The sequence below is a fragment of the Microbacterium sp. MYb66 genome, assembly GCF_002979435.1.
Lineage (GTDB): Bacteria > Actinomycetota > Actinomycetes > Actinomycetales > Microbacteriaceae > Microbacterium.
In genome coordinates this window covers 122,456-146,636 of sequence record NZ_PCOV01000006.1, presented here as the reverse complement: position 1 = coordinate 146,636, position 24,181 = coordinate 122,456, and the positions used below count along the sequence as shown (strand labels likewise).

Genomic DNA, 24,181 nt, shown 5'->3' with positions numbered 1-24,181 from the left:
TTGTTCGGTGCCCATCGTCCCCGTTGCCTCCTCCGGAAAACTCAGTGTCCGCGGTGCCCGCGTCCACAACCTCAAGAACGTCGACATCGACATCCCGCGCGACTCGCTCGTCGTGTTCACCGGCCTGTCCGGGTCGGGGAAGTCCAGTCTCGCGTTCGACACGATCTTCGCCGAGGGGCAGCGTCGCTACGTCGAATCGCTGAGCGCGTACGCGCGCCAGTTCCTCGGCCAGGTCGATCGACCCGACGTCGATTTCATCGAGGGTCTGAGCCCTGCGGTCTCGATCGATCAGAAGTCGACGAACCGCAACCCGCGATCGACCGTCGGCACGATCACCGAGATCTACGACTACATGCGTCTGCTCTGGGCGCGCATCGGCATCCCGCACTGTCCGGAGTGCGGTGAGCGCATCCAGCGTCAGACGGTGCAGCAGATCGCCGATCAGCTCATGGAGCTCCCCGAGCGCACGCGCTATCAGGTCGTCGCGCCGATCGTGTCGCAGAAGAAGGGCGAGTTCGTCGACCTGTTCCGCGAACTCGGTGCGAAGGGATACTCCCGGGCCATCGTCGACGGCGACCTCATCCAGCTCGCCGAGCCGCCCACGCTCAAGAAGAGCTACAAGCACGACATCGCCGTGGTGGTCGACCGCCTGGTCGCCTCAGACGACATCCTGGGGCGCATCACCGATTCGGTCGAGACCGCACTCGGACTCGCGGGCGGCGTGGTGCAGATCAACTACGTCGACGGCGAGGGCGACGATGCGTGGCAGACCTTCTCCGAGAAGCTGGCGTGCCCGAACGGCCACGCGCTCACGCTGACCGAGATCGAGCCGCGCACGTTCTCGTTCAACGCGCCGTTCGGCGCTTGCCCGGCCTGCTCCGGTCTCGGTACGCGCATGTCCGTGGACGTCGACCTGATGCTCGGAGACGAAGACCTCTCCATCCGCGAGGGCGTCATCATCCCCTGGACCACCCAGGGCAAGGGACTCTTCCAGTACTACGAGCGACTGCTCGAAGGTCTCTCCCGCGACCTCGACTTCTCGCTGGACACCCCGTGGCGCAAGCTGCATTCGGATGTGCAGGACGCGGTGCTGCGCGGTGAGAACTACAAGGTGACCGTCAAGTGGAAGAACCGCTACGGCCGCGAGATGCGCTACGCCTCCGGGTTCGAGGGCGTCGTCCCCTACATCGAGCGGCAGTACCTGCAGGCCGAGTCGGACAATCAGCGCAACCGCTGGGGCGAGTACCTCCGCGAGGTGCCGTGCCCGGTCTGCGACGGCAACCGTCTCAAGCCCGAGGTCCTCGCCGTGCAGGTCCACGGTCACTCGATCGCCGAGGTCTCGCACCTCAGCCTCGCCGACGCCCGCGCCTTCATGGAGACCCTCACCCTCACCGACCGCGAGGCGAAGATCGCCGCGCAGGTGCTGCGTGAGATCCGTCTGCGCCTCGACTTCCTGCTGCAGGTCGGTCTCTCGTACCTCAACCTCAGTCGGTCGGCAGGTTCGCTGTCCGGTGGAGAGGCGCAGCGCATCCGCCTCGCGACACAGATCGGCTCCGGACTGACCGGCGTTCTCTACGTGCTCGACGAGCCGTCGATCGGGCTGCATCAGCGCGACAACCGCCGCCTCATCGACACCTTGCTGAAGCTGCGCGACCTCGGCAACACGCTGATCGTGGTGGAGCACGACGAGGAGACGATCGAAGCGGCCGACTGGGTCGTCGACATCGGGCCGGGCGCCGGTGTGAACGGCGGCGAGGTCGTGCACTCGGGGCCGTATTCGGCGCTGCTCAACGACAGTGCTTCGATGACGGGGGAGTACCTCTCCGGTCGCCGCGAGATCCCGATGCCGCAGAAGCGTCGAAAGATCGACAAGAAGCGGATGCTGAGCGTCGTGGGCGCGCGCGCCAACAACCTCCGAAACGTCACAGCCGACTTCCCGCTCGGCGTGCTCACGGCGGTCACCGGTGTCAGCGGCTCGGGCAAGTCCTCGCTCGTGAACGACATCCTGTACCAGGTGCTGGCGTCGCGTCTGAACGGCGCTCGTACGGTCCCCGGGAAGCACACGCGCGTGACCGGGCTCGACAACCTCGACAAGGTCGTGCACGTCGACCAGGCGCCGATCGGTCGCACGCCGCGGTCCAACCCGGCGACGTACACCGGTGTGTTCGATCGCATCCGCACCCTCTTCAGCGAGACGCCCGAGGCGAAGGTCCGCGGCTACCAGCCCGGTCGGTTCAGCTTCAACGTCAAGGGCGGGCGCTGCGAGGCGTGCTCCGGTGACGGCACGATCAAGATCGAGATGAACTTCCTGCCCGACGTGTACGTCGACTGCGAGGTCTGCCACGGCAAGCGGTACAACCGCGACACGCTCGCCGTGCACTACAAGGGCAAGAACATCGCCGAAGTGCTCGAGATGCCGATCGAGGAGGCCGCTGAGTTCTTCGAGCCGATCCAGGCCATCCACCGTTACATGAAGACGCTCGTCGACGTCGGCCTCGGCTACGTGCGGCTCGGTCAGTCGGCGACGACGCTGTCCGGTGGAGAGGCGCAGCGCGTCAAGCTCGCCACCGAACTCCAGCGTCGCAGCAACGGCCGCAGCATCTACGTGCTCGACGAGCCCACGACCGGTCTGCACTTCGAAGACGTCCGCAAGCTCCTCGAAGTCCTGAACGGCTTGGTCGACAAGGGCAACACGGTGATCGTCATCGAGCACAACCTCGATGTGATCAAGTCGGCCGACTGGGTGATCGACCTCGGCCCCGAGGGCGGTTCCGGTGGTGGCCAGATCATCGCCACGGGCACACCCGAGCAGATCGCACGCGTCGAGGAGAGTCACACCGGGCTGTTCCTCGCCGAGATCCTGGGTGAGGGGCGCTCCGCGCGGAAGGCCAGCTGATGGCCGACGTGCTGTCGTACAAGCCGCGGCCGGGGGAGATCCCCACCGATCCCGGCGTGTACCGCTTCCGTGACGCCGCGGGTCGTGTGCTCTACGTCGGCAAGGCGAAGAACCTGCGTCAGCGCCTCTCGAACTACTTCGCTCCGTTGCGTACGCTGCACGAGCGCACGCGGCGGATGGTCACCACGGCCGCATCGGTCGAGTGGACTGTCGTCCCCACCGACGTCGACTCGCTGCAGCTCGAGTACATGTGGATCAAAGAGTTCGATCCGCCCTTCAACGTTCGCTACAAGGACGACAAGTCCTACCCCTTCATGGCCGTGACGCTCGGCGACGAAGCGCCTCGTGTACTCGTGACGCGCAATCGGAAGATCCCCGGCGCGCGCTACTTCGGCCCGTACCCGAAGGTGTGGGCGGTGCACGAGACGATCGACCTGATGATCAAGGCGTTCCCGATCCGCACCTGCAGCGACGCCAGCTACAAGCGGGCCATGCAGACGGGGCGTCCGTGCTTCCCCGGCCAGATCGGGAAATGCGGCGGGCCGTGCTCGATGACGGTGTCGATCGAGGAGCACCGCGCCATGGTCGACGACTTCGTCGCGTTCATGGCGGGGGGAGACGAGCGGTTCACGCGAGAGCTCACCACGCGGATGCTGGCCGCGTCCGCGGCGATGGACTACGAGGCGGCCGCAAAGTACCGCGACAAGCTCTCGGCGATCGAAGCAGTTCTCGGCAAGAGCGCGCTCGTGCTCCCCAGCGACGAAGATGCGGATCTGTTCGGCATCGCCGAGGATGAGCTCGCCGCGGCCGTCCAGCACTTCGTGATCCGCGGTGGTCGTGTTCGCGGTGTGCGGGCCCTGACGATCGAGAAGGAGATCGACATCACGAGCGCCGAGCTCGTCGATCAGGTTTTGCAGCAGGCATACGGGGATGCGCAGGACGTTCCTCGCAGGATCCTGGTCCCCACCCTCCCTGATGACGCGGCGGAACTCGAGCTGTGGCTGCGGGAACGTCGCGGCAAGAAGGTCGAGATCGCCGTCGCTCAGCGCGGACAGCGCGCCGATCTGATGCGCACGGCGACGCTCAACGCGCAGCAGGCGCTGATCCGCTACAAGACCCGGCGCACCACCGACTACGTCGCACGCACCCAGGCGCTCACCGATCTGCAGGAAGCGCTGGGGATGACCGAGGCGCCGCTGCGCATCGAGTGCTTCGACATCTCGCACCTCGGTGGCACGAACGTGGTCGCATCGATGGTCGTGTTCGAGGACGGGCTTCCCCGCAAGGACCAGTATCGGTCGTTCAACATCGCAGAGACGACGGACGACACCGACTCGATGTATCAGGTCCTTCGTCGCCGGCTCGCCCACCTCGACCGTCCGGAAGAGCTGGAGCTGATCGATCCGACGACCGAGGAGGTCGTCGCGGAAGACGTCGGTGAGGCGACGGTCCGGCGCAAACCGCGTTTCGCCTACCCGCCCCAGCTCCTCCTCGTCGACGGCGGGAAGCCTCAGGTCGAGGCTGCGGCCAGAGCGCTCCGAGACGCCGGTCACACCGAGATCGCGGTCTGCGGCATCGCCAAGCGACTCGAAGAGGTGTGGCTCCCGGGCGACGACTTCCCGGTGATCCTTCCGCGCACGAGCGAGGCGCTCTACCTGCTGCAGCGACTGCGCGACGAGGCGCACCGCTTCGCGATCACGCACCAGCGCAAGAGGCGTCGCAACGACATCAGCTCTGTGCTCGCCGAGGTGCCCGGGCTCGGTGCGTCGCGCATCAAGGTGTTGCTGAAGCACTTCGGGTCGGTGACCGCGCTGCGGGCCGCGGCCCCCGGCGAGATCGAGGAAGTCCAGGGAATCGGGCCCGTGCTCGCCCAGAACATCCATACGCACCTGTCCACTCGCTAGGCTGGAGGCCGAGGGGGAGAGGGAGCGCTGAACGATGACTGACGGGGAGAAGGGCGAGTTCCTCATCGTCACAGGGATGTCCGGTGCGGGCCGGACCACGGTGGCGAACGCATTGGAGGATCTCGGCTGGTACGTCGTCGACAACCTGCCGCCTCAGATCCTGCGCCCCCTGTTGGATCTGACCGACATGGGCGGCACCGCGCTGCCCAAGGTCGCCGCGGTGGTCGACGTCCGAGGTCGCAACCTGTTCGACGACTTCCCCGGGGTCGCGCGGGCGTTGCGTTCGCGCGGTTCCGTCCGGGTGCTGTTCCTCGACGCCTCCGACGATGTCCTCGTGCGGCGCTTCGAGTCGGTTCGGCGTCCGCATCCGCTGCAGGGGGACGGCACTCTGCTCGACGGCATCCGCATCGAGCGGACCAGACTCGCGCCGATTCGCGAAGCTGCGGACCTCGTGATCGACACGTCCACGCTCAACATCCATCAGCTGGCGACGCAGGTCTCGGACATCTTCTCGGAGGAGGGTGAGGCCCGGCACCGGGTCACCCTGCTCAGCTTCGGGTTCAAGTACGGTCTCCCGACCGACGTCGACCTTGTCGCAGACATGCGCTTCCTTCCGAACCCCTTCTGGAACGAGGAGCTGCGCGGCCTGACGGGACAGGACGAGACGGTGCGCGAGTACGTCCTCTCCCGCGAGGGCGCGATGGAGTTCCTGGACGCCTATTCGTCAGCGCTCGTGCCGGTGCTCGAGGGGTATCAGCGCGAGAACAAGAGCCATTCCACCATCGCCATCGGCTGCACCGGCGGAAAGCACCGCTCGGTCGCGATGTCGGAGGAGCTCGCTCGTCGGCTCGCAGCCATCCCCGGTGTCGCCGTGAACGTCCGTCACCGGGACCTGGGCCGAGAATAGCGAGCCGCTCGGCCGAGTAAGCTGGACGTTTGCGCCGCGACCCGGCGCGTGAACGTGAAGGAGTGTCGTGGCACTAACCACCGACGTCAAGGCCGAGCTGGTCAGCATCCGCAATGCACCCCCGACGGTGCGCGTCGCGGAAGTGACCGCGATCCTCCGGTTCGCCGGTGGTCTGCATTCGATCGCCGGTCGCGTGGCCGTGGAGGCCGAGGTGGATGCGGAGACGCTCGCACGTCGCGTCGCACGGGACTTGGCCGAGATCTACGGGGTGCGCCCCGAGATCGCACAGGTGCAGTCGAGCACCGCGAACGAAGGCGCGCGGTGGGCGGTGCGTGTGATCGCCCAGGGCGAGACGCTCGCCCGTCAGACCGGACTCCTGGACCAGCGTCGGCGGCCGGTGCGCGGGCTGCCGAACCGTCTCACCACCGGTTCCCGTGCCGAGGTCGCCGGTCTCTGGCGTGGGGCCTTCCTGGCGGCGGGCACGCTGAGCGAGCCCGGCCGTTCCGCCATGCTCGAGGTTGTCTGCCCCTCGTCGGAAGCCGCGATGGCGCTCGTCGGCGCCGCCCACCGTCTGGGCGTCGCCGCCAAGGCGCGCGAGGTGCGCGGGATGCCGCGCGTCGTGGTTCGCGAGGGTGAGGCGATCCGCACCATCCTCAACGAGATGGGCGCGCACAAGACCGCCATCGCATGGGAAGAGCTCCGCCAGCGCCGCGAGGTGCGCGCGGGGGTCAACCGCCTGGTCAACTTCGACGACGCGAACCTCCGTCGCTCCGCACAGGCCGCCGTCGCCGCCTGCGCACGCGTCGAGCGGGCACTCGAGATCCTGGCCGACGAGGTGCCCGATCACCTGAAGGTCGCCGGCGAACTGCGCCTCGCGCATCGCGATGCGAGCTTGGACGAGCTCGGTCACCACGCCGATCCGCCATTGACCAAGGATGCCGTCGCCGGACGTATTCGCCGCCTGCTGGCGATGGCGGACAAGCGCGCACAGCAGGAGGGCATCCCCGGCACCGAGGCCGCAGTGCCGGTCGGGCTCGACGTCTGAGACACTTTCCGCGTGGATCATTTCGACTGGTGTGGTGCGGGGTTCGGTACTTCGATGATGCAGGCGCCGTTCGCCGCGGTGCTGCGGGAAGCGACGTCGGTGCTCGGCGTCGCTCCGACGATCGCCGACGGCCCCTTCGTCCGGTGGTACGCCGGTGACCGACTGATCACTGTCCGGCCTTCGTCCGCCGGGAGTACGAGCGTCGTCGTCGAAGACGCTGCTGCGGCGGCGGACGAGGAGTACCGCGACTTCGAGTCGTCGCCCGACTCGGCTCTCCCGTACCGGTGGCGTGCCGACGACATCGCTCTGCTCCCCGACGGCACATACCTCCCGGGGGAGCGGTCGATCGACGGCTTCGATGCCTTGGGTGCCGTGATGACCCAGACGCTGGCTACGTTGTACGAGACGACGGCGGCGCTGGGTGAAGGCAGGTCCGAGGCGCAGTTGCACGTCTGGTACGCCGACCCGGCGCATGACGCTCTCGCCAGACCCGATCGATGGGCGGCCCGCCGAAAGACATCCCTGACCATCGCCTTCAAGGCGGGAGCAGGCAAGATCTATGTGATGCCGGTCGGGGCGAGGGCCCTTGCCGAGCGCATCTCGTTCCCCGCGACGGTCGAGAACGCGTCTGCCGCCGCTGCATCGCTCCTGGGGCAGATCGTGGCGACGGGAGCGCCGGATCCGACGGCCCTCCGCCAGGACTCCCTGCTGTACGTCGAGCGCCGGAAGCTCGCACTGAGCCCGTTCGCCCTCGGCATTCGACAGATGGGTCTGAACGCCTGAGTCGGCCCCGACCGGATCCGCGCTCAGCGGAAGAAGCGTCACATGGCGGAAGGTTCCGGGGCGCACCCGCGTTGTCGTCAGTAGGATGAATCACGTCCGCTCTACGCCGCACATCGGCGGCGCGGAGGATCGGCAAGCGCCGCGGCGCGGCGCGGATTGGATGAAAGCGATATGGCGACCTACACGCTCCCCGACCTTCCCTACGACTTCGCAGCCCTCGAGCCGCACATCAGCGGCAAGATCATGGAGCTGCACCACGACAAGCACCACGCGACGTACGTCGCCGGCGCGAACACCGCACTCGACCAGCTCGCGGAGGCCCGCGAGAGCGGCAACCTCGCGAACGTCAACAAGCTCGAGAAGGACCTCGCCTTCAACCTGGGCGGCCACGTCAACCACTCGATCTTCTGGACGAACCTCTCGCCGAACGGCGGGGGCCAGCCCGAGGGCGAACTGAAGGCCGCGATCGACGAGTACTTCGGCTCCTTCGAGAAGTTCCAGGCGCACTTCACGGCGGCGGCGACCGGCATCCAGGGCTCCGGCTGGGCCGTCCTCAGCTGGGACTCGATCGGTTCGCGGCTGATCATCCAGCAGCTGTTCGACCAGCAGTCGAACACCGCCCAGGGCACGATCCCGCTGTTCCAGCTCGACATGTGGGAGCACGCCTTCTACCTCGACTACCTCAACGTCAAGGCGGACTACGTCAAGGCCGCGTGGAACATCGCTAACTGGGAGAACGTCGCCCAGCGCCTCGAGGTCGCCCGCAAGCAGACGAACGGCCTGCTGGTACTGTCGTAATCGGGTCGCGTCCCGACGGGCCACGGCTCGTCGGGACGCCCTCTCAGCCAAAAAACCCCGCGCTTCACGCATGCTGAAAAGCTGTGTGCAGCGCACGAGAAACAGGGAGACCTGAGTGTCTGTCAAGATCGGTATCAACGGCTTCGGCCGCATCGGACGCAACTACTTCCGCGCGGCTCTCGCGCAGGGAGCGGACCTTGAGATCGTCGCCGTCAACGACCTCACCGACAACAAGACCCTGGCGCACCTGCTGAAGTACGACTCGGTCGGCGGCGTCCTCGACGCCGAGATCAGCTACGACGACGACAGCATCACCGTCAACGGCAAGACGATCAAGGCCTTCGCCGAGCGCGACCCCGCAGGCCTCCCGTGGGGTGAGCTGGGTGTCGACATCGTCATCGAGTCGACCGGCTTCTTCACCAAGGCCGAGCTCGCCAAGAAGCACCTCGAGGCCGGCGCGAAGAAGGTTCTCATCTCGGCTCCCGGCACGGGCGTCGACGGCACGTTCGTGATGGGCGTGAACGAGGACACGTACAACCCGGAGACGGACCACATCATCTCCAACGCCTCGTGCACCACCAACTGCCTCGCGCCGCTGGCGCAGGTCTTCAACGACGCGTTCGGCATCGACCGCGGCTTCATGATGACCGCGCACGCCTACACGGCCGACCAGAACCTGCAGGACGGCCCGCACAGCGACCTCCGTCGTGCACGCGCCGCCGCGATCAACATCACCCCGGCCTCGACCGGTGCGGCGAAGGCCATCGGCGAGGTGCTCCCGGAGCTCCAGGGCAAGCTGAGCGGCTCGTCGTACCGCGTGCCGGTCCCCACCGGCTCGATCGTCGACCTCACCCTCATCACCGACCGCGAGAACCTCACGGTCGACGAGGTCAACGAGGCGTACAAGAAGGCTGCGGCCGAGGGTCGTCTCGCCGGATACCTCCAGTACAACGAGGACCCGATCGTCTCGAGCGACATCGTGCACAACCCGCACTCGTCGATCTTCGACTCCACGCTCACCAACGTCAGCGGCAACCTGATCAAGGTCTCCAGCTGGTACGACAACGAGTGGGGCTACTCCAACCGCCTGGTCGACCTGACCGAGTACGTGGCCGAGCGCCTCTAAGCTCAGGAACATGACTCTGCGCACCCTGGACACCCTGGGGTCGCTCGAGGGCAAACGCGTCATCGTCCGTTGTGATCTCAACGTCCCCCTGCGGGATGGGATCATCACGGACGATGGCCGTGTTCGTGCCTCGTTGCCGACCCTCAACGCACTGATCAACGCGGGCGCCCGCGTCGTCGTGTGCTCCCACCTCGGACGGCCGGATGGCGCGCCCGACCCGCAGTACAGCCTGGAGCCGGTGGCTCAGCGACTGTCCGAGCTTCTCGGCGCCCCTGTCGCGTTCGCCCGCGACACGGTCGGCGAGTCGGCGCGGGATGCGGTGGCCTCGCTCGAGGACGGCGGGGTCGTCGTCATCGAGAACCTGCGGTTCAACGCGGGGGAGACCTCGAAGGACGACGCCACACGTGCCGCCTTCGCGGCCGAGCTCGCGGAACTCGGCGACGTGCTCGTCTCCGACGGGTTCGGGGTCGTGCATCGCAAGCAGGCGAGCGTCTACGAGCTCGCCGAGCTGCTCCCGTCCGCGGCAGGTCTGCTCATCGCAGCGGAGCTCGACGTGCTGGACCGTCTGACCGAGAACCCCGAGCGCCCGTACGCGGTCGTCCTCGGAGGCTCCAAGGTCAGCGACAAGCTCGGCGTGATCTCGCATCTGCTGCCGCGCGTCGACAGGATCCTCGTCGGCGGAGGCATGCTCTTCACCTTCCTCAAGGCGCAGGGTCACGCCGTGGCCTCGAGCCTGCTGGAAGAGGACCAGCTCGAGACGGTTCGCGGCTACATCGCGGAAGCGGCGGAGCGCGGCGTGGAGCTCGTGCTCCCCACCGATGTGGTCGTCGCGGCTTCCTTCGGTGCGGACGCAGCTCATGAGATCGCCGCCGCCGATGCCATCGAGTCGACGCCGTTCGGTGCCTCCGGAATCGGACTGGACATCGGACCGGCGACGGCGGCACGTTTCGCCGAGGTGATCCGGGAGTCGAAGACGGTGTTCTGGAACGGTCCCATGGGCGTGTTCGAGTTCCCGGCCTTCGCGGCGGGTACGAAGACCGTGGCGCAGGCGCTCACCGAGGTCGACGGCCTCAGCGTCGTGGGTGGGGGCGACTCCGCTGCCGCCGTGCGTCAGCTGGGCTTCTCCGACGATCAGTTCGGTCACATCTCGACCGGCGGCGGCGCGAGCCTCGAGTTCCTCGAGGGCAAGAAACTACCTGGGCTGGAGGTCCTCGGATGGGTGTGAACGCCCGTACCCCGCTGATCGCGGGAAACTGGAAGATGAATCTCGACCACCTGCAGGCGGTCGCGTTCGTGCAGAAGCTGCACTGGACGTTGAAGGATGCGAAGCACGAGGACGGGTCTGTCGAGGTGGCGGTCTTCCCGCCGTTCACGGACATCCGCAGCGTGCAGACGCTCATCGACGCGGACAAGATCCCGTTCGCACTGGGCGCGCAGGATGTCTCCGCTCACGACTCCGGTGCGTACACCGGCGAGGTGTCCGGTGCGTTCCTGGCGAAGCTCGATGCGAAGTACGTCATCATCGGCCACTCGGAGCGTCGTGAGTATCACGCCGAGGGCGACGACGTCGTGGCGGCCAAGGTGCAGGCATCGCTCAAGCACGGCCTGGTGCCGGTGATCTGCGTCGGCGAGACCGCGGGTGACCTGGAGAAGTTCGGTGCGAGCGCTGTTCCGGTCTCGCAGCTCGAGGCGGCGCTCCAGGGCGTCTCGCCGAAGGCCGACATCGTCGTGGCGTACGAGCCCGTCTGGGCGATCGGCTCCGGCCAGGCGGCGACGCCGCAGCAGGCGCAGGACGTCTGCGCCGCGCTCCGCGCCGTCATCGCGAAGGTCCTCGGCGACGAGGCGGCGGCACGGACGCGCATCCTCTATGGCGGCTCGGTGAAGGCGGCGAACATCGCCAGCTTCATGCGCGAGCCCGATGTGGACGGCGCCCTGGTCGGCGGGGCGAGCCTCGTCGTGGACGAGTTCGCTGCGATCATCCGCTTCGAGAAGCACGTCGGCGTGTGAGTGCAGCGGGGCTGCGGCCCCGCTGCACCGTATACTTGACCGTTACGGGGGCGCTCCGGCCCCAGCGAAAGGCTCTTTCTCGTGGCAATTCTCGAGTTCGTCCTGCAGGTCGTGCTGGGCATCACCAGCGTTCTGCTGACCCTCCTCATCCTCTTGCACAAAGGTCGCGGCGGCGGCCTGTCCGACATGTTCGGTGGAGGCATGACCTCCGCTGTCGGCTCTTCCGGGCTCGCGGAGCGGAACCTGAACCGCTTCACCGTCGTCCTGGCTCTGACATGGTTCGTCGCCATCGTCGCGCTGGGCCTCATCACGAAATTCGAGGTCATCTGATGGCAACCGGTGGAAACGCGATCCGCGGCACACGAGTGGGCTCCGGCCCGATGGGGGAGCAGGACCACGGCTATCACGCCGACCGCATCGCCGTGTCGTACTGGGACGGCCTCGGCAACGAGACCGTGCGCTACTTCGCTGCGGGCCTCCCCGAAGAGGAGATCCCGGAGACGATCGACCACCCGCAGTCCGGGCTGCCCGCCGGGCGCGACAAGGAGAACCCTCCTGCTCTCGCGAAGGCGGAGCCGTACAAGACGCACCTCGCGTATGTGAAGGAGCGTCGTACCGACGAGGAGGCCGTCCAGCTTCTGGACGATGCGCTCACGCAGCTGCGTGAGCGCCGGGGGCAGTGACCTCGAGCTGACATCGAAGAAGCCGCCGCGAGAGATCGCGGCGGCTTCTTCCGTGCCCGGCCGAAAGCGCGGGGGATCAGCGGCACCCGGCTGCCGCGTCGATGTAGTTCTGCGGCGGATAGCCATAGGCCCAGACCCCGTTGGCGTCATCGGTGAAGCCCATGCTGATGGCCCACGCGGTCGCCCACTTCTCGATGCTGTCCTGTGTGGATGCGTCGTACATGCCCTGACACTTCACGCTGATCGCGTGACCGACCTCGTGCGCGACGAGCGCCTTGCTCCGCTCCGCCGGCCATTGCTCCGCGACCGAGTTCGAGAGTTGGATGGTCGCGCGTCCCGGATCGTCCCACCACCAGGTCGTGTAGCCGCCCATGCTGCCGTTGTCGCCGGCGCCGCTCACCGTCGGAGCCCAGTCGAAGTCCAGGAGAACGCCCGGGGCAAGGGAGCGGGCGAAGGCCTCGATCTCGAGCCTGACATCCATCAGCGGTCCTGCCTTCTCGGACAGCTCCTCGCTCTCGGTCGCGATGACCCGTGCCGCCGCCTCCTGCAGCGAGAGGTACGCTGTCGCCGCCGATCCGTCCATCGTGCGTGCCGCGGTCACGGAGGCCGCCGCGTTCCGCAGGGCGATCACCGCGTCGTTGCGCGCGGAGAGGTGAGCTGTCTCGAAGCCGGGGGCCGCCTCTGCGGCGGCGGAAAGAAGGGTCAGGCCGCTCTCGGTGATCGCTGCGCGGGCGTCCGAGATGTCCGTCGACACCGCCGCGAGGTCGTCGGTCAGGAGAATGACCTCGGCGCCTCGCTGCTCCAGGGCGGACGCGGCACCGAACAGCTCCCAGAACCAGACGGGTTTCGTGCCCACTGCGGCGATACCCGTGGCGAGAACGCCCTCCGCATCGGAGGCGACCGCGGTCCCGTCAGCGACGGCCGCCGTCAGTGCGGTCTCGACCTCGTCCGTGACGACGAGCGGTCGGTTCTCCACCGAGAGCACCGTCCCACCCGCGTCGGTGGTGCCGCGCAGATCGGCGGTGTCCGCGCGGACGTCCGCCTTCGCCGTGGTCGCCTGCTGGGCGGCATCGTCGTATTGCGCTGCTGCGCCGTCGTATCCGAGGTTCGCACTCAGCTGGGTGATGGCCAGCGCAGCGATCACACCGACGGCGCCGAGCAGCCCGAAGACGAGGCCCTTGCGCCTCGCCGGTCGTGGTGCGGCAGCGGGGGTGGTGGTCCCCGCGGAGAAGAGCGTCGGGAGCTGATGCCCGCCGGTGAGCGGAGAGGACGGAGGCGCGTCGGTGCCCAGGCGGGTGGGGACGGTCACGTCGTGCCCATTCGATGGTGCCTTCCGATCGGAGACTGCGTGCAGCGATGCTGTCAGCGTATTCGACGAGCAGGGGCGGGATGCGAGAAGGCCCCCACCGTGAGGTGAGGGCCTTCTGAGATCCGAGGGGCTGACGGGAATCGAACCCGCATCATTAGTTTGGAAGACTAAGGCTTTACCACTAAGCTACAGCCCCGGATCCGGGCCTCGGAAGGCTCGGTACCGACTCATCGACTATACCGGACTCTGACGCATGCTCCTGTCCGTTAGACTCGGTGGGGCTGAATCTGCGTGCGGATTCCCCGGGGCGTAGCTCAGCTTGGTAGAGCGCCCGCTTTGGGAGCGGGAGGTCGCAGGTTCAACTCCTGTCGCCCCGACACGGCCCCCACAGACCTTTACAGCCGCGATCCGATGCGGAAATCACAAGGAGAACACACCAGCATGGCGAACAGCACCGTCGAGAAGCTGACCCCGACCCGGGTCAAGCTCAGCATCACGGTCACCCCGGACGACCTCAAGCCGAGCATCGCTCACGCCTATGAGCACATCGCTCAGGATGTCCAGATCCCCGGCTTCCGTAAGGGCAAGGTCCCGGCGCCGATCATCGATCAGCGCATCGGTCGCGGTGCCGTGATCGAGCACGCGGTGAACGAGGGCCTGGACAAGTTCTTCCGCGACGCGACGGTCGAGCACAAGCTGCGCGTCGTCGGTCGCCCGGCCGCCGACATCACGCAGTGGCCGAATGAGAAGGACTTCTCCGGCGATCTGCTCGTCGACATCGAGGTGGACGTCCGCCCCGAGATCGAGCTCCCCTCGTACGACGGCATCACCGTGACGGTCGACGCCGTCGAGGCCGACGAGGCCGCGCTCGACGCCGAGCTCGACAACATGCGCGCCCGCTTCGGCACGCTCGTCCCCGTCGACCGTCCTGCCGCAAAGGGCGACTTCGTCGAGCTCGACCTCGTCGCCACGATCGACGGTGCCGAGATCGACCGCGCCGAAGGCGTCTCCTACGAGATCGGCTCCGGCGAGCTGCTCGAGGGCATCGATGACGCGATCGAGTCGCTCACCGCAGGCGAGGACACCACCTTCCGCTCGGCTCTCGTCGGCGGCGACCACGCCGGCTCCGAGGCCGAGGTCTCGGTGACGGTCAAGGCCGTCAAGGAGCGCGAGCTCCCGGAGGCCGACGACGACTTCGCGCAGATCGCGAGCGAGTTCGACACGATCGCCGAGCTCCGCGAGAGCCTGGCCGAGCGCGTCGCGCAGCAGGGCGTGTTCACGCAGGGCTCGGCCGCGCGCGACAAGCTCGTCGAGGCGCTGCTCGAGCAGATCGAGATCCCCGTCCCGCCGCAGCTCATCGAGGACGAGGTGCACAGCCACCTCGAGGGCGAAGGTCGTCTCGAAGACGACGTGCACCGTGCCGAGGTCACCGAGGCGAGCGAGAAGCAGTTCCGCACGCAGGTGCTCCTCGACACGATCGCCGAGCAGGCCGACGTGCAGGTGTCGCAGGAAGAGCTCAGCCAGTACCTCATCCAGTCGGCTGCGCAGTACGGCATGGCGCCGCAGGAGTTCGTCGAGGCGCTGCAGTCCTCCAACCAGCTGCCGGCGCTCGTCGGCGAGGTCGCCCGCAACAAGGCGCTCGCGATCGCGCTCGGCAAGGTGAAGGTCGTCGACAGCAACGGCAAGCCCGTCGATCTGTCCGACTTCATCGTCACCGACGACGAGGCCGCTGAGGCTGAGGCGGAGGCCGAGGAGAAGCCGGCGAAGAAGGCTCCGGCCAAGAAGGCCCCTGCGAAGAAGGCTCCGGCCAAGAAGGCCGACGCCGATGCTGCGGAGGAGCCCGCCGAGAAGAAGCCTGCTGCCAAGAAGCCCGCCGCCAAGAAGGCTCCGGCCAAGAAGGCGGCCGACAAGGCCGAGTGATCGGACACGATCCAGTGAAGAGGGCGGATGCTGCGGCATCCGCCCTCTTTTCCATCCAGGAGAGGCAGCGATGAAGACGTGGGATGAGCGCATCGACGAGGTGTGGGACGACGCGACAGGCGAAGAGGTCGGCGACGACACGATCGCCCGCATCGATGCTCTTGCCGCAGAGCGTGGACCGGACGACGGCCGTGCCGAGTTCGAGCGCGCCGGTGCGCGGGACTCCGCAGGGCGACCGGCCGAGGCGGTGGAGCTGTATCGACGTGCGCTGGCGCTCGGGCTGGATGAGGATCATCGTCCGCCGTGCGTGATCCAGATGGCCAGCTCGCTGCGGAACCTCGGCGAATACGACGAAGCGCTGGCGGTGATCCGCGCCGAGGAGGAGCTGTCGGGCGACGGCCCGTATCGAGACGCCATCGCCTCGGTCCACGCCCTGATCCTCGCAAGCGCAGGACGGCCGGCGCAGGGCCTCTCGGTGGCGCTGCTCGCCCTGGTGCCGCACCTCCCGCGCTACCACCGCTCGATGACGGCGTACGCCCGCGAGATCGCGGACGCCGACACCTGATATGCCGACGGCGAACACGGCCTGAGCGCTGCGTTGTCGCCGGTAGATTCGAATCACTGAAACACGGAATCAGGAGCTGACATGGCTGCAGAACCCCTCCTCGCAACGAGCGTCTTCGACAGGTTGCTGAAGGACCGCATCATCTGGCTGGGTTCGGAGGTGCGCGACGAGAACGCGAACGAGATCTGCGCGAAGATCCTTCTTCTCGCCGCAGAAGACTCCGAGCGAGACATCTATCTCTACGTGAACTCACCCGGCGGCTCGATCACCGCCGGTATGGCGATCTACGACACGATGCAGTTCGTGCCGAACGACATCGTCACGGTCGGCATCGGAATGGCCGCGTCGATGGGTCAGCTGCTGCTGACCGCCGGCACCAAGGGCAAGCGGTACATCACGCCCAACGCGCGAGTGCTGCTGCACCAGCCGCACGGTGGCTTCGGCGGTACGTCGAGCGACATCCAGACGCAGGCGCAGCTCATCATGTCGATGAAGAACCGCCTCGCCGAGATCACGGCGGCGCAGACCGGCAAGTCGGTCGAGCAGATCAACGCCGACGGTGACCGCGACCGCTGGTTCACCGCCGAGGAAGCGCTCGAGTACGGCTTCGTCGACCACATCCGGGAATCGGCCTCCGACGTCATCGGCGGCGGCGGAACCGACCAGGACACCGAGTAACGGAAAGCGAAAGGACGCTCATGTACACACCCACCTTCCGCTCAGCCGGTGACCTGCCCTCCAGCCGCTACGTGCTGCCGCAGTTCGAAGAGCGCACGGCCTACGGCTTCAAGCGTCAGGACCCGTACAACAAGCTGTTCGAAGACCGCGTGATCTTCCTCGGCGTGCAGGTCGACGACGCCTCGGCCGACGACGTCATGGCGCAGCTCCTCGTCCTGGAGAGCCAGGATGCCGAGCGCGACATCACGATGTACATCAACTCGCCCGGTGGCTCGTTCACCGCGATGACGGCGATCTACGACACGATGCAGTACGTCGCGCCGCAGATCCAGACCGTGGTGCTCGGCCAGGCGGCATCCGCTGCGGCCGTGCTGCTGGCGGCCGGTGCGCCGGGCAAGCGCCTCGCACTTCCGAACGCCCGCGTGCTGATCCACCAGCCCGCGATGGGGGAGGCCGGCCACGGTCAGGCCTCCGACATCGAGATCCAGGCCGCGGAGATCCTCCGCATGCGGACCTGGCTCGAAGAGACCCTCGCCGGGCACACCAAGCGCACTCCGGAGCAGGTGAACCGCGACATCGATCGCGACAACATCCTCTCCGCGGCTCAGGCGCTGGAGTACGGCATCGTCGACCAGGTGCTCACGACGCGCAAGCGCGTCTGACCCGCTCGACCTCGAAAGGACGTCCGTCATCATGGCGGGCGTCCTTTCGTCGTCTCCGGCGGATGTGCAGCGGCCCTACGCGACGGTGCGCATATGAGCATCCAGATGCGCGAACGCAGTTCACCGCCTACGCTGGAGATGGAAGGAGGATGCCGTGGAAGAAGATCTGCTCATGGTCCGCGTCGCCGAGCTGTATTACGACGAGGACAAGACCCAGGACGAGATCGGCGGACTCCTGAAGATCTCCCGCTGGAAGGTCGGACGCCTCCTGACGCAGGCGCGAGAACGCGGCATCGTGCGTATCGAGATCGTGCACCCCCGCGCGCGTCGACTCGGCCTCGAGAGGCTTCTGGTGGATCGCTTCGGTCTGACGGACGCCGTCGTGGTGCCCGCACCCGAGGGCGATGACGGCACCCTGGAGCGCGTCGCACAGGCCGCCGCCGATTTCCTGACCGCCCTGCGGCCGGTTCCCCGCACGCTCGGGGTGAGCTGGGGCCGCACGCTGCGCGCCGTCGCCGAGGCGCTCCCGGACGGCTGGGCCAACGGCGTCACCGTCGTGCAGCTCAACGGGGGAGTGAGTCTGAACCGTCGCTCCGGCGGGGCGGCCGGACTGGCCGTCACGATCGCGCAGCGCGCTTCGGGCCAGGTGTCCTTGCTGCCGAGTCCCGCCATCCTGGAGCGCGTCGAGACCAAGCAGGCCATCGAGTCGGACCGCACCGTCGCGGCCGTCCTGGAAGAGGCCGCGGAGGCTCAGGCCTTCCTGTTCACCGCCGGCCCCTGCGATGCTTCGTCCGCCCATGTCGAGAACGGATACCTCAGCGCGGAGGACGTGGAAGAGCTCGCCCGACGCGGCGCGGTCGGCGATGTTCTCGGCCGATACGTCGATGCCGAGGGCAACATCGTCGACTCGCAGCTCGACGCCCGAACGGTCGGCGTCTCGCTCGACCGGCTGCGCGGAGCCACCCGCGCGATCTTCGTCACGGCGGGCCCCGCCAAGCACGACATCGCGCGTACAGTCGTGACCAGCGGCCTGTGCGGCGTACTGGTGACCGATGAGACCACAGCACGAGCATTGTTGGAGGAACAGTGACGACCAAAGAACTCAGCCGCAGGACGGCGGTGGATGTTCTCGGCGGTGAGCCCGACGACGCCACGCTCCGGCGCTTCCTGCACGGACTCCCCGGTGTGGACGCCGTCGGTCTGGAACAGCGGGCTGCCGGACTCGGCACGCGATCCATCAAGACCACCTCGAAGGCGTGGGCGCTGGACACGATCATCAAGCTGATCGACCTCACCACCCTCGAAGGCGCCGACACCCCCGGCAAGGTGCGCTCGCTCGTCGCCAAGGCGAAGACCCCGGATGCCGCTGACCCGACGACGCCGCGGGTCGCCGCGGTGTGCGTGTACGGGGACATGGTCGGTGACGCGGTCACCGCGCTCGGCAGCCTGCACGGCGACCCCGATGACGGTCTGATCTCGGTCGCCGCCGTGGCCACGGCGTTCCCGAGCGGCCGTGCTTCGCTCGCGATCAAGCTCGCGGACACCGCCGAAGCGGTCGCGGCCGGGGCCGACGAGATCGACATGGTCATCGATCGGGGGGCGTTCCTCTCCGGCCGATACGGCCTCGTGTTCGATCAGATCGCCCAGGTGAAGGAGGCATGCCGTCGTGAGGACGGCTCATACGCCTCGCTCAAGGTGATCCTGGAGACCGGTGAGCTGAACACCTACGACAACATCAAGCGCGCCTCCTGGCTCGGCATCCTGGCCGGAGGCGATTTCATCAAGACGTCGACGGGCAAGGTGCAGCCTGCGGCGACGCTTCCGACGACGCTCCTCATGCTGGAGACCGTGCGCGACTGGCATCGGGGAACGGGCGAGAAGATCGGCGTGAAGCCGGCCGGTGGCATCCGCTCCTCGAAGGACGCGGTGAAGTATCTCGTCACGGTCGCCGAGACGGTCGGGGAGGAGTGGCTGCAGCCGCACCTCTTCCGCTTCGGCGCCTCCAGCCTCCTCAACGACGTGCTCCTGCAGCGTCAGAAGCTCAGCTCCGGCCACTACTCGGGCCCCGACTACGTCACGATCGACTGACGGGAAGACGAACATGTCATTTCTGGAATACGCTCCGGCACCGGAGTCCACCGCGGTCCTGAACCTCAAGAACAGCTACGGCCTGTTCATCGGCGGCGAGTTCGTCGACGGCTCCGGCACCCCGTTCAACACCATCTCGCCGGCGACCGAAAAGCACATCGCCGAGATCGCCTCGGCCAGTGACGAGGACGTCGACCGTGCGGTCGCCGCCGCGCGCCGTGCCTACGACAAGACCTGGTCGAAGATGAGCGGCCGCGACCGGGGGAAGTACCTCTTCCGCATCGCCCGACTCGTGCAGGAGCGCGCCCGCGAGCTCGCCGTCGCGGAGAGCCTCGACAACGGGAAGCCGATCAAGGAGAGCCGCGACGTCGACGTGCCGCTCGTCGCCTCCTGGTTCTTCTACTACGCCGGCTGGGCCGACAAGCTCGATCATGCGGGGCTCGGGGCGAACCCTCGCGCGCTCGGCGTCGCGGGGCAGATCATCCCGTGGAACTTCCCGCTGCTGATGCTGGCGTGGAAGATCGCTCCCGCTCTCGCCGCAGGCAACACGGTCGTGCTCAAGCCGGCCGAGACCACTCCGCTCACGGCGCTGATCTTCGCGGAGATCCTGCAGCAGGCCGACCTTCCGGCCGGCGTCGTGAACATCGTGACCGGGGCCGGCGCCACCGGCTCCACGCTCGTGCGCCACCCCGGCGTCGACAAAGTCGCCTTCACCGGTTCGACCGGAGTCGGCCGCGACATCGCGCGGGCCGTGGCCGGCACGAGCAAGAAGCTGACGCTGGAGCTCGGCGGCAAGGCTGCGAACATCGTCTTCGACGATGCGCCCATCGACCAGGCCGTCGAAGGCATCGTGAACGGGATCTTCTTCAACCAGGGTCACGTCTGCTGCGCCGGAAGCCGTCTGCTGGTGCAGGAGTCGATCCACGACGAGGTCGTCGACCGGCTCAAGACGCGCCTGTCGACCCTTCGTCTCGGCGATCCGCTCGACAAGAACACCGACATCGGTGCGATCAACTCCGCCGCGCAGCTCGCTCGCATCCGTGAGCTCAGCGACATCGGTGAGGCAGAGGGCGCAGAGCGCTGGACCGCAGACTGCGCGATTCCGGAACAGGGCTTCTGGTTCGCACCGACGATCTTCACCGGTGTCGAGGCGTCGCATCGCATCGCGCGTGACGAGGTCTTCGGCCCCGTGCTCTCGGTGCTCACCTTCCGTACGCCCGCCGAGGCGATCGCGAAGGCGAACAACACGCCCTACGGTCTGTCCGCAGGGATCTGGTCCGACAAGGGCTCGCGCATCCTCGCGGTGGCCGATCGCCTGCGTGCCGGCGTGATCTGGGCCAACACCTTCAACCGCTTCGATCCGTCGAGCCCGTTCGGCGGCTACAAGGAGTCCGGATTCGGCCGCGAGGGCGGCCGCCAGGGGCTCACCGCCTACCTCAAGGGAGCCGCAGCATGAGCAAGCGACCCAGTGCCAGCAACCGACTCAGTGTTCCGAAGACGTACAAGCTGGCGATCGGCGGGGCCTTCCCGCGGAGCGAGTCCGGCCGCACGTACGAGGTGCTCAGTCCCCAGGGGGCCTTCCTCGCGAACGCCGCGCAGGGATCCCGCAAGGATGCTCGCGATGCCGTCGTCGCCGCGCGCGCGGCCGTCAAGGGATGGTCGGGCGCGACCGCCTACAACCGTGGCCAGGTGCTCTACCGCGTCGCCGAGGTCCTCGAAGGCCGACGCGCACAGTTCATCGACGAGATCGTCGCGCAGGAGGGCGGGTCGACCGCCGCCGCCGGAGCGCAGGTGGACGAGGCGATCGATCTCTGGGTCTGGTACGCGGGCTGGTGCGACAAGTACGCGCAGGTCGCGGGCAATGCGAACCCCGTGTCGGGGCCGTACTTCAACATCTCGGTGCCGGAACCGACCGGTGTCGTCGCGATCGTCGCTCCGCAGGATTCGGCGCTGCTCGGTCTGGTGTCGGTCGTCGCGCCGGCACTCGTCGCCGGCAACGCGGTGGTGGTCGTCGCGAGCGAGCGTCACCCGCTCTCGGCCATCAGCCTCGCCGAGGTTCTGACCACCAGCGATGTCCCCGGCGGAGTCGTCAACGTGCTCACCGGCTCTCCGGCGGAGATCGCTCCGTGGCTGGCGTCCCATCAGGACGTGAACGCGCTCGACCTGGCCGGTGCGGGCGACCTCGACTGGGTCGACATGCAGATCGCCGCCGCCGAGACTCTGAAGCGCGTCCTCGCCCCCGGTGAGGTCGTCGCCTCCCCGGAGCGCATCGGCGCCTTCACCGAGGTGAAGACCGTCTGGCACACCAAGAGTCTCGTGTAACAGCTGTCACGAATCGACGGAGGGCCCTGCGGCGCGTGAAGCGCTGCAGGGCCCTCCGCGCATGCGGACGAGTCAGCCGGTCTCCTCGTCCCCTCCCTCGGCATCGGCCGCCGCTGAGCCCGTCAGCAGTTCGAGCGGCACGGCGTCGAGATCGACCACGTGCTTCGCGAGATAGGTCGGCTTCCCGGGGGCGCGGGTGGTGAAGGTGAGAGTGATCAGCGACGCCCCCTGTCTTCTGCGACCGATGCGACGCGTGTCGGTGATGTACGGCGCGATCCGCAGCGAGGCGAGTTCCGCCTTCGCTTGATACTGGGCACCGAGCTGTGCGAAGAGCGTGGCGTCCTCCGTCTGCGTCACCGGTTCGTCCGATGCCTGGATGAACTCCAGCGCACTGGCGACGACGGTGTCGTCGATCAGCAGCTCGCTCTCCCAGGTCACGATCTCGTCGCCGCGGTCGATGCCGAGCAGTCGCGAGTTCCACTCCGTGGCGGGGGAGAGGGTGCGGGCTATGCGGCGCACGAGGATACGCTCCGGCGCGCGGACCATGGTCTCGAGAGCGACAACCGTGCCGGCGCGCGCCGGAGCGGTTCCGGCGACGTGGCGACGGCGCCCCGGGCCGCGCTCGATCACGCCGTCCTCCTCGAGGAGGGCCAGCGCCTGCCGGACCGTGGTGCGGCTCACGCCCAGTTGGCGTGTCAGCTCTTCTTCCGTCGGGAGGGCGGCGGGGGAGCCGGATGCGTTGGAGAGGGCATCGAACAGGCGGTCGTACACCTGCACGGCCAGCGGACGGCGATCGCGGACCGGAGGGAGATTCATGATCGTCATTCTGGCAAAGTCCTCCGCGTGGTCTCAATGTGTAGTATCTTGTCGAGCAATAGACATTGTAGTTCGTTTGTTTAAACAGAGGTGAGACAGTGCAGTCGGAGAACCGAGTCGACATCGTGGGCGGCTTCACCATCGATGCGATCATCCGCGCCGATGGAACCTGGTCCACCGGACAGCTCGGCGGCAATGCGCTGTGGGCATCCATGGGGGCGGGCGTACTTGCCGGAGGAGCCCCCGTCGCGCACGCCGTCGTCGGGGCAGACTACTCGCCGGCTGACCTGGCGACGATCGCCACCCGCGGTATCGACGTCTCAGGTGTCCGTCGCTCGGACGCGGCGCGCAACGCCCGTGTGACCTTCGCCTATCGGCCGGACGGCTCCCGGGCGCAGCCGGCCCCCGCCGGAGCAGTCGCGGTCCTCCCGGACACGGTTCGACCGGAGTTCGCCGACACGACCCGTGACCCGGCGCTCACGCTGGCAACGCTGCCGACCGCCGCCGACCTGGCCCCGACGCGGGCTGCCCGGTGGCACCTCGGGCTCCTGCCTGCCGTGCGCTTCGCCGAGCTGGTGACCGGGCTCCGCGACGCGGGGGCAGCGGACATCCAGGTCGACTGCCCGGCTCGTTTCGAATTGCGCCGCGACGGAGACGCCGTGCTCAAGGACCACCTGTCCCTGGTGGACGTCTTCCTTCCCAGCAGCTCGGACACCGACGTCTTCGCGCCCGGCGTCGACCACCACGATCTGGTCGCACGGTTCCACGAGTACGGCGCGCCCGTCGTCGTGATGAAGCGCGGTGCCGACGGCGCACTCGTCTCCGATGCGAGGTCGGGCGAGGCCTGGGCTGTTCCCGCGTACCCCGTCGGGGAGCACCTGGACGCCACGGGCGCGGGCGATGTGTTCTGCGGGACCTTCGCCACCGCGCGGGCCGCCGGACGCGACCTGCTGTCCGCGGCCGTCGAGGCCTCGGCCTACGCGACCTACGCCCTCGACGCGGCGAGCCCGCTCGACCTGGCGGCACCCGCCACCGAAGACCTTGCCCAGCGCATCGCGCGCGTTCGAGAAGGAGTGACCCCCCTATGAGGAAGACCACGATCGGCGTGATCGGCAACGCCGCGAGACCGGGCGTCGTGCTGGCTCCGGAGCTGCTCGCATCGGCGCGAGAGGTGGGGCGCCTGATCGCCGACGCCGGAGCCGTACTCGTCAACGGCGGTACCGGTGGAGTCATGGACGCATCGGCCGAGGGAGCCAAGGCTGCAGGAGGCTTCACCATCGGATTCCTGCCGCAGGCGGACTACACGCACGCCAACGACCACCTCGACGTGGCGTTCCCGACCGGCATGGGTACCATGCGCAACATCCTCACCGCCCGCTGCTGCGACGCGATCGTCATGATCGGCGGAGGCGTCGGCACCCTCAACGAGCTCACCATCGCGTACGACGTGGGCACCCCGGTCGTGGTTCTCCGCGGCAGCGGCGGCTGGTCCGACCGCATCCGCGACTCGCTCGTCGACGAACGGTGGCTCGATGAACGCCGCAGCGCCGAGCTCGAGTTCGTCGACTCGCCCGCAGATGCCGTCGCGCTCGCCCTCGCAGCGATCAGCCGCCCGCGGCGCAGCGGCGGACTCCAGGCCCACATCGGCCACGCCGGCGCGTGACCCTCCCTC

At 67.8% G+C, this 24,181-nt stretch carries 23 protein-coding genes and 2 tRNA genes; 22 read left to right on the top strand and 3 right to left on the bottom strand.

All coding sequences use genetic code 11. The features are described from left to right. The first annotated feature begins 7 nt into the window (after nucleotides 1-7). The 11 genes from uvrA to CQ045_RS13340 all read left to right on the top strand — a co-directional run bounded on the left by uvrA (nucleotide 8) and on the right by CQ045_RS13340 (nucleotide 12,149). Nucleotides 8-2,896, top strand: a complete 2,889-nt coding sequence (gene uvrA / locus CQ045_RS13390) for an excinuclease ABC subunit UvrA (RefSeq protein WP_105724492.1) — start codon at nucleotides 8-10, stop codon at nucleotides 2,894-2,896. Further along, nucleotides 2,896-4,800, top strand: a complete 1,905-nt coding sequence (uvrC, locus tag CQ045_RS13385) for an excinuclease ABC subunit UvrC (protein WP_105724490.1) — start codon at nucleotides 2,896-2,898, stop codon at nucleotides 4,798-4,800. Before uvrA ends, uvrC begins: the two co-directional genes overlap by 1 nt. 34 nt (nucleotides 4,801-4,834) lie before the next feature. After that, entirely contained in the window at nucleotides 4,835-5,707 is an 873-nt protein-coding gene (gene rapZ / locus CQ045_RS13380; RefSeq protein WP_105724488.1) for an RNase adapter RapZ, read from the top strand. Between the two features lie 67 nt (nucleotides 5,708-5,774). After that, nucleotides 5,775-6,752 (top strand): DNA-binding protein WhiA, encoded by a 978-nt coding sequence (gene whiA, locus CQ045_RS13375; RefSeq protein WP_105724486.1) that lies wholly within the window; start codon nucleotides 5,775-5,777, stop codon nucleotides 6,750-6,752. A gap of 12 nt (nucleotides 6,753-6,764) precedes the next feature. Further along, nucleotides 6,765-7,535, top strand: coding sequence for a hypothetical protein (locus CQ045_RS13370; RefSeq protein WP_146115244.1), 771 nt, complete (start codon nucleotides 6,765-6,767; stop codon nucleotides 7,533-7,535). 171 nt (nucleotides 7,536-7,706) lie between these two features. Then, nucleotides 7,707-8,333, top strand: a complete 627-nt coding sequence (locus CQ045_RS13365) for a superoxide dismutase (protein ID WP_029261619.1) — start codon at nucleotides 7,707-7,709, stop codon at nucleotides 8,331-8,333. Nucleotides 8,334-8,448: 115 nt separating this feature from the next. Beyond that, complete coding sequence (gap, locus tag CQ045_RS13360; RefSeq protein ID WP_105724482.1) at nucleotides 8,449-9,459, top strand: type I glyceraldehyde-3-phosphate dehydrogenase; 1,011 nt, start codon at nucleotides 8,449-8,451, stop codon at nucleotides 9,457-9,459. 10 nt (nucleotides 9,460-9,469) lie between these two features. Beyond that, complete coding sequence (locus CQ045_RS13355) at nucleotides 9,470-10,684, top strand: phosphoglycerate kinase (protein WP_105724480.1); 1,215 nt, start codon at nucleotides 9,470-9,472, stop codon at nucleotides 10,682-10,684. Continuing rightward, on the top strand, nucleotides 10,675-11,466 hold the full coding sequence (tpiA, locus tag CQ045_RS13350) for a triose-phosphate isomerase (RefSeq protein WP_105724478.1): 792 nt from the start codon (nucleotides 10,675-10,677) through the stop codon (nucleotides 11,464-11,466). The genes CQ045_RS13355 and tpiA overlap by 10 nt, the downstream gene beginning before the upstream one ends. Nucleotides 11,467-11,547: 81 nt before the next feature. Beyond that, complete coding sequence (secG, locus tag CQ045_RS13345) at nucleotides 11,548-11,796, top strand: preprotein translocase subunit SecG (RefSeq protein WP_029261623.1); 249 nt, start codon at nucleotides 11,548-11,550, stop codon at nucleotides 11,794-11,796. Continuing rightward, on the top strand, nucleotides 11,796-12,149 hold the full coding sequence (locus CQ045_RS13340) for an RNA polymerase-binding protein RbpA (protein ID WP_017830291.1): 354 nt from the start codon (nucleotides 11,796-11,798) through the stop codon (nucleotides 12,147-12,149). The genes secG and CQ045_RS13340 overlap by 1 nt, the downstream gene beginning before the upstream one ends. 76 nt (nucleotides 12,150-12,225) lie before the next feature. Here CQ045_RS13340 and CQ045_RS13335 read toward each other — a convergent pair whose 3' ends face one another. Both CQ045_RS13335 and CQ045_RS13330 read right to left on the bottom strand, forming a co-directional pair. Then, on the bottom strand, nucleotides 12,226-13,458 hold the full coding sequence (locus tag CQ045_RS13335; RefSeq protein ID WP_105724476.1) for a hypothetical protein: 1,233 nt from the start codon (nucleotides 13,456-13,458) through the stop codon (nucleotides 12,226-12,228). A 125-nt stretch (nucleotides 13,459-13,583) separates the two neighbouring features. Further along, nucleotides 13,584-13,654: transfer RNA gene (locus CQ045_RS13330), tRNA-Gly, on the bottom strand. 107 nt (nucleotides 13,655-13,761) lie between these two features. On the opposite strand from CQ045_RS13330, the gene CQ045_RS13325 reads away from it, so the two are divergent. The 9 genes from CQ045_RS13325 (at nucleotide 13,762) to CQ045_RS13285 (ending at nucleotide 21,693) form a co-directional block, all read left to right on the top strand. Next, nucleotides 13,762-13,835: transfer RNA gene (locus tag CQ045_RS13325), tRNA-Pro, on the top strand. Between the two features lie 64 nt (nucleotides 13,836-13,899). Further along, nucleotides 13,900-15,378: a trigger factor gene (tig, locus tag CQ045_RS13320; RefSeq protein ID WP_181156561.1), complete on the top strand. Its 1,479-nt coding sequence runs from the start codon at nucleotides 13,900-13,902 to the stop codon at nucleotides 15,376-15,378. Nucleotides 15,379-15,448: 70 nt separating this feature from the next. After that, a complete protein-coding gene (locus CQ045_RS13315; RefSeq protein WP_105724472.1) occupies nucleotides 15,449-15,943 on the top strand; it encodes a tetratricopeptide repeat protein in 495 nt (164 codons plus the stop codon). 81 nt (nucleotides 15,944-16,024) lie between these two features. Beyond that, a complete protein-coding gene (locus CQ045_RS13310) occupies nucleotides 16,025-16,621 on the top strand; it encodes an ATP-dependent Clp protease proteolytic subunit (protein WP_017830295.1) in 597 nt (198 codons plus the stop codon). A 20-nt stretch (nucleotides 16,622-16,641) separates the two neighbouring features. After that, the gene (locus tag CQ045_RS13305; RefSeq protein WP_021201511.1) at nucleotides 16,642-17,283 is read left to right on the top strand and encodes an ATP-dependent Clp protease proteolytic subunit; all 642 of its coding nucleotides are present in this window, start codon (nucleotides 16,642-16,644) and stop codon (nucleotides 17,281-17,283) included. Nucleotides 17,284-17,437: 154 nt separating this feature from the next. Next, the gene (locus CQ045_RS13300) at nucleotides 17,438-18,373 is read left to right on the top strand and encodes a sugar-binding transcriptional regulator (RefSeq protein WP_105724470.1); all 936 of its coding nucleotides are present in this window, start codon (nucleotides 17,438-17,440) and stop codon (nucleotides 18,371-18,373) included. Beyond that, a complete protein-coding gene (gene deoC, locus CQ045_RS13295) occupies nucleotides 18,370-19,371 on the top strand; it encodes a deoxyribose-phosphate aldolase (protein WP_105724468.1) in 1,002 nt (333 codons plus the stop codon). Before CQ045_RS13300 ends, deoC begins: the two co-directional genes overlap by 4 nt. Nucleotides 19,372-19,384: 13 nt before the next feature. Next, nucleotides 19,385-20,827, top strand: coding sequence for an aldehyde dehydrogenase family protein (locus CQ045_RS13290; RefSeq protein WP_105724466.1), 1,443 nt, complete (start codon nucleotides 19,385-19,387; stop codon nucleotides 20,825-20,827). Then, nucleotides 20,824-21,693 (top strand): aldehyde dehydrogenase family protein, encoded by an 870-nt coding sequence (locus CQ045_RS13285; RefSeq protein ID WP_105724464.1) that lies wholly within the window; start codon nucleotides 20,824-20,826, stop codon nucleotides 21,691-21,693. The genes CQ045_RS13290 and CQ045_RS13285 overlap by 4 nt, the downstream gene beginning before the upstream one ends. A gap of 72 nt (nucleotides 21,694-21,765) precedes the next feature. Here the strand turns inward: CQ045_RS13285 and CQ045_RS13280 are convergent, their stop codons facing one another. Next, the gene (locus tag CQ045_RS13280; protein WP_181156559.1) at nucleotides 21,766-22,509 is read right to left on the bottom strand and encodes a GntR family transcriptional regulator; all 744 of its coding nucleotides are present in this window, start codon (nucleotides 22,507-22,509) and stop codon (nucleotides 21,766-21,768) included. Nucleotides 22,510-22,607: 98 nt separating this feature from the next. On the opposite strand from CQ045_RS13280, the gene CQ045_RS13275 reads away from it, so the two are divergent. Together CQ045_RS13275 and CQ045_RS13270 are read left to right on the top strand one after the other, a co-directional pair. Then, a complete protein-coding gene (locus tag CQ045_RS13275) occupies nucleotides 22,608-23,597 on the top strand; it encodes a carbohydrate kinase family protein (protein ID WP_105724460.1) in 990 nt (329 codons plus the stop codon). Next, complete coding sequence (locus tag CQ045_RS13270; protein ID WP_105724458.1) at nucleotides 23,594-24,172, top strand: TIGR00725 family protein; 579 nt, start codon at nucleotides 23,594-23,596, stop codon at nucleotides 24,170-24,172. The genes CQ045_RS13275 and CQ045_RS13270 overlap by 4 nt, the downstream gene beginning before the upstream one ends. The last annotated feature ends 9 nt before the right edge of the window (nucleotides 24,173-24,181 follow it).

What these genes read in the sequence shown, in the direction of transcription:
- uvrC (WP_105724490.1), top strand. Translation starts at nt 2,896, where the DNA reads ATGGCCGACGTGCTGTCGTACAAGCCGCGGCCGGGGGAGATCCCCACC.
- rapZ (WP_105724488.1), top strand. Translation starts at nt 4,835, where the DNA reads ATGACTGACGGGGAGAAGGGCGAGTTCCTCATCGTCACAGGGATGTCC.
- CQ045_RS13365 (WP_029261619.1), top strand. Translation starts at nt 7,707, where the DNA reads ATGGCGACCTACACGCTCCCCGACCTTCCCTACGACTTCGCAGCCCTC.
- CQ045_RS13355 (WP_105724480.1), top strand. Translation starts at nt 9,470, where the DNA reads ATGACTCTGCGCACCCTGGACACCCTGGGGTCGCTCGAGGGCAAACGC.
- tpiA (WP_105724478.1), top strand. Translation starts at nt 10,675, where the DNA reads ATGGGTGTGAACGCCCGTACCCCGCTGATCGCGGGAAACTGGAAGATG.
- CQ045_RS13340 (WP_017830291.1), top strand. Translation starts at nt 11,796, where the DNA reads ATGGCAACCGGTGGAAACGCGATCCGCGGCACACGAGTGGGCTCCGGC.
- tig (WP_181156561.1), top strand. Translation starts at nt 13,900, where the DNA reads ATGGCGAACAGCACCGTCGAGAAGCTGACCCCGACCCGGGTCAAGCTC.
- CQ045_RS13315 (WP_105724472.1), top strand. Translation starts at nt 15,449, where the DNA reads ATGAAGACGTGGGATGAGCGCATCGACGAGGTGTGGGACGACGCGACA.
- CQ045_RS13310 (WP_017830295.1), top strand. Translation starts at nt 16,025, where the DNA reads ATGGCTGCAGAACCCCTCCTCGCAACGAGCGTCTTCGACAGGTTGCTG.
- CQ045_RS13305 (WP_021201511.1), top strand. Translation starts at nt 16,642, where the DNA reads ATGTACACACCCACCTTCCGCTCAGCCGGTGACCTGCCCTCCAGCCGC.
- CQ045_RS13290 (WP_105724466.1), top strand. Translation starts at nt 19,385, where the DNA reads ATGTCATTTCTGGAATACGCTCCGGCACCGGAGTCCACCGCGGTCCTG.
- CQ045_RS13285 (WP_105724464.1), top strand. Translation starts at nt 20,824, where the DNA reads ATGAGCAAGCGACCCAGTGCCAGCAACCGACTCAGTGTTCCGAAGACG.
- CQ045_RS13280 (WP_181156559.1), bottom strand. Translation starts at nt 22,509, where the DNA reads ATGAATCTCCCTCCGGTCCGCGATCGCCGTCCGCTGGCCGTGCAGGTG.
- CQ045_RS13270 (WP_105724458.1), top strand. Translation starts at nt 23,594, where the DNA reads ATGAGGAAGACCACGATCGGCGTGATCGGCAACGCCGCGAGACCGGGC.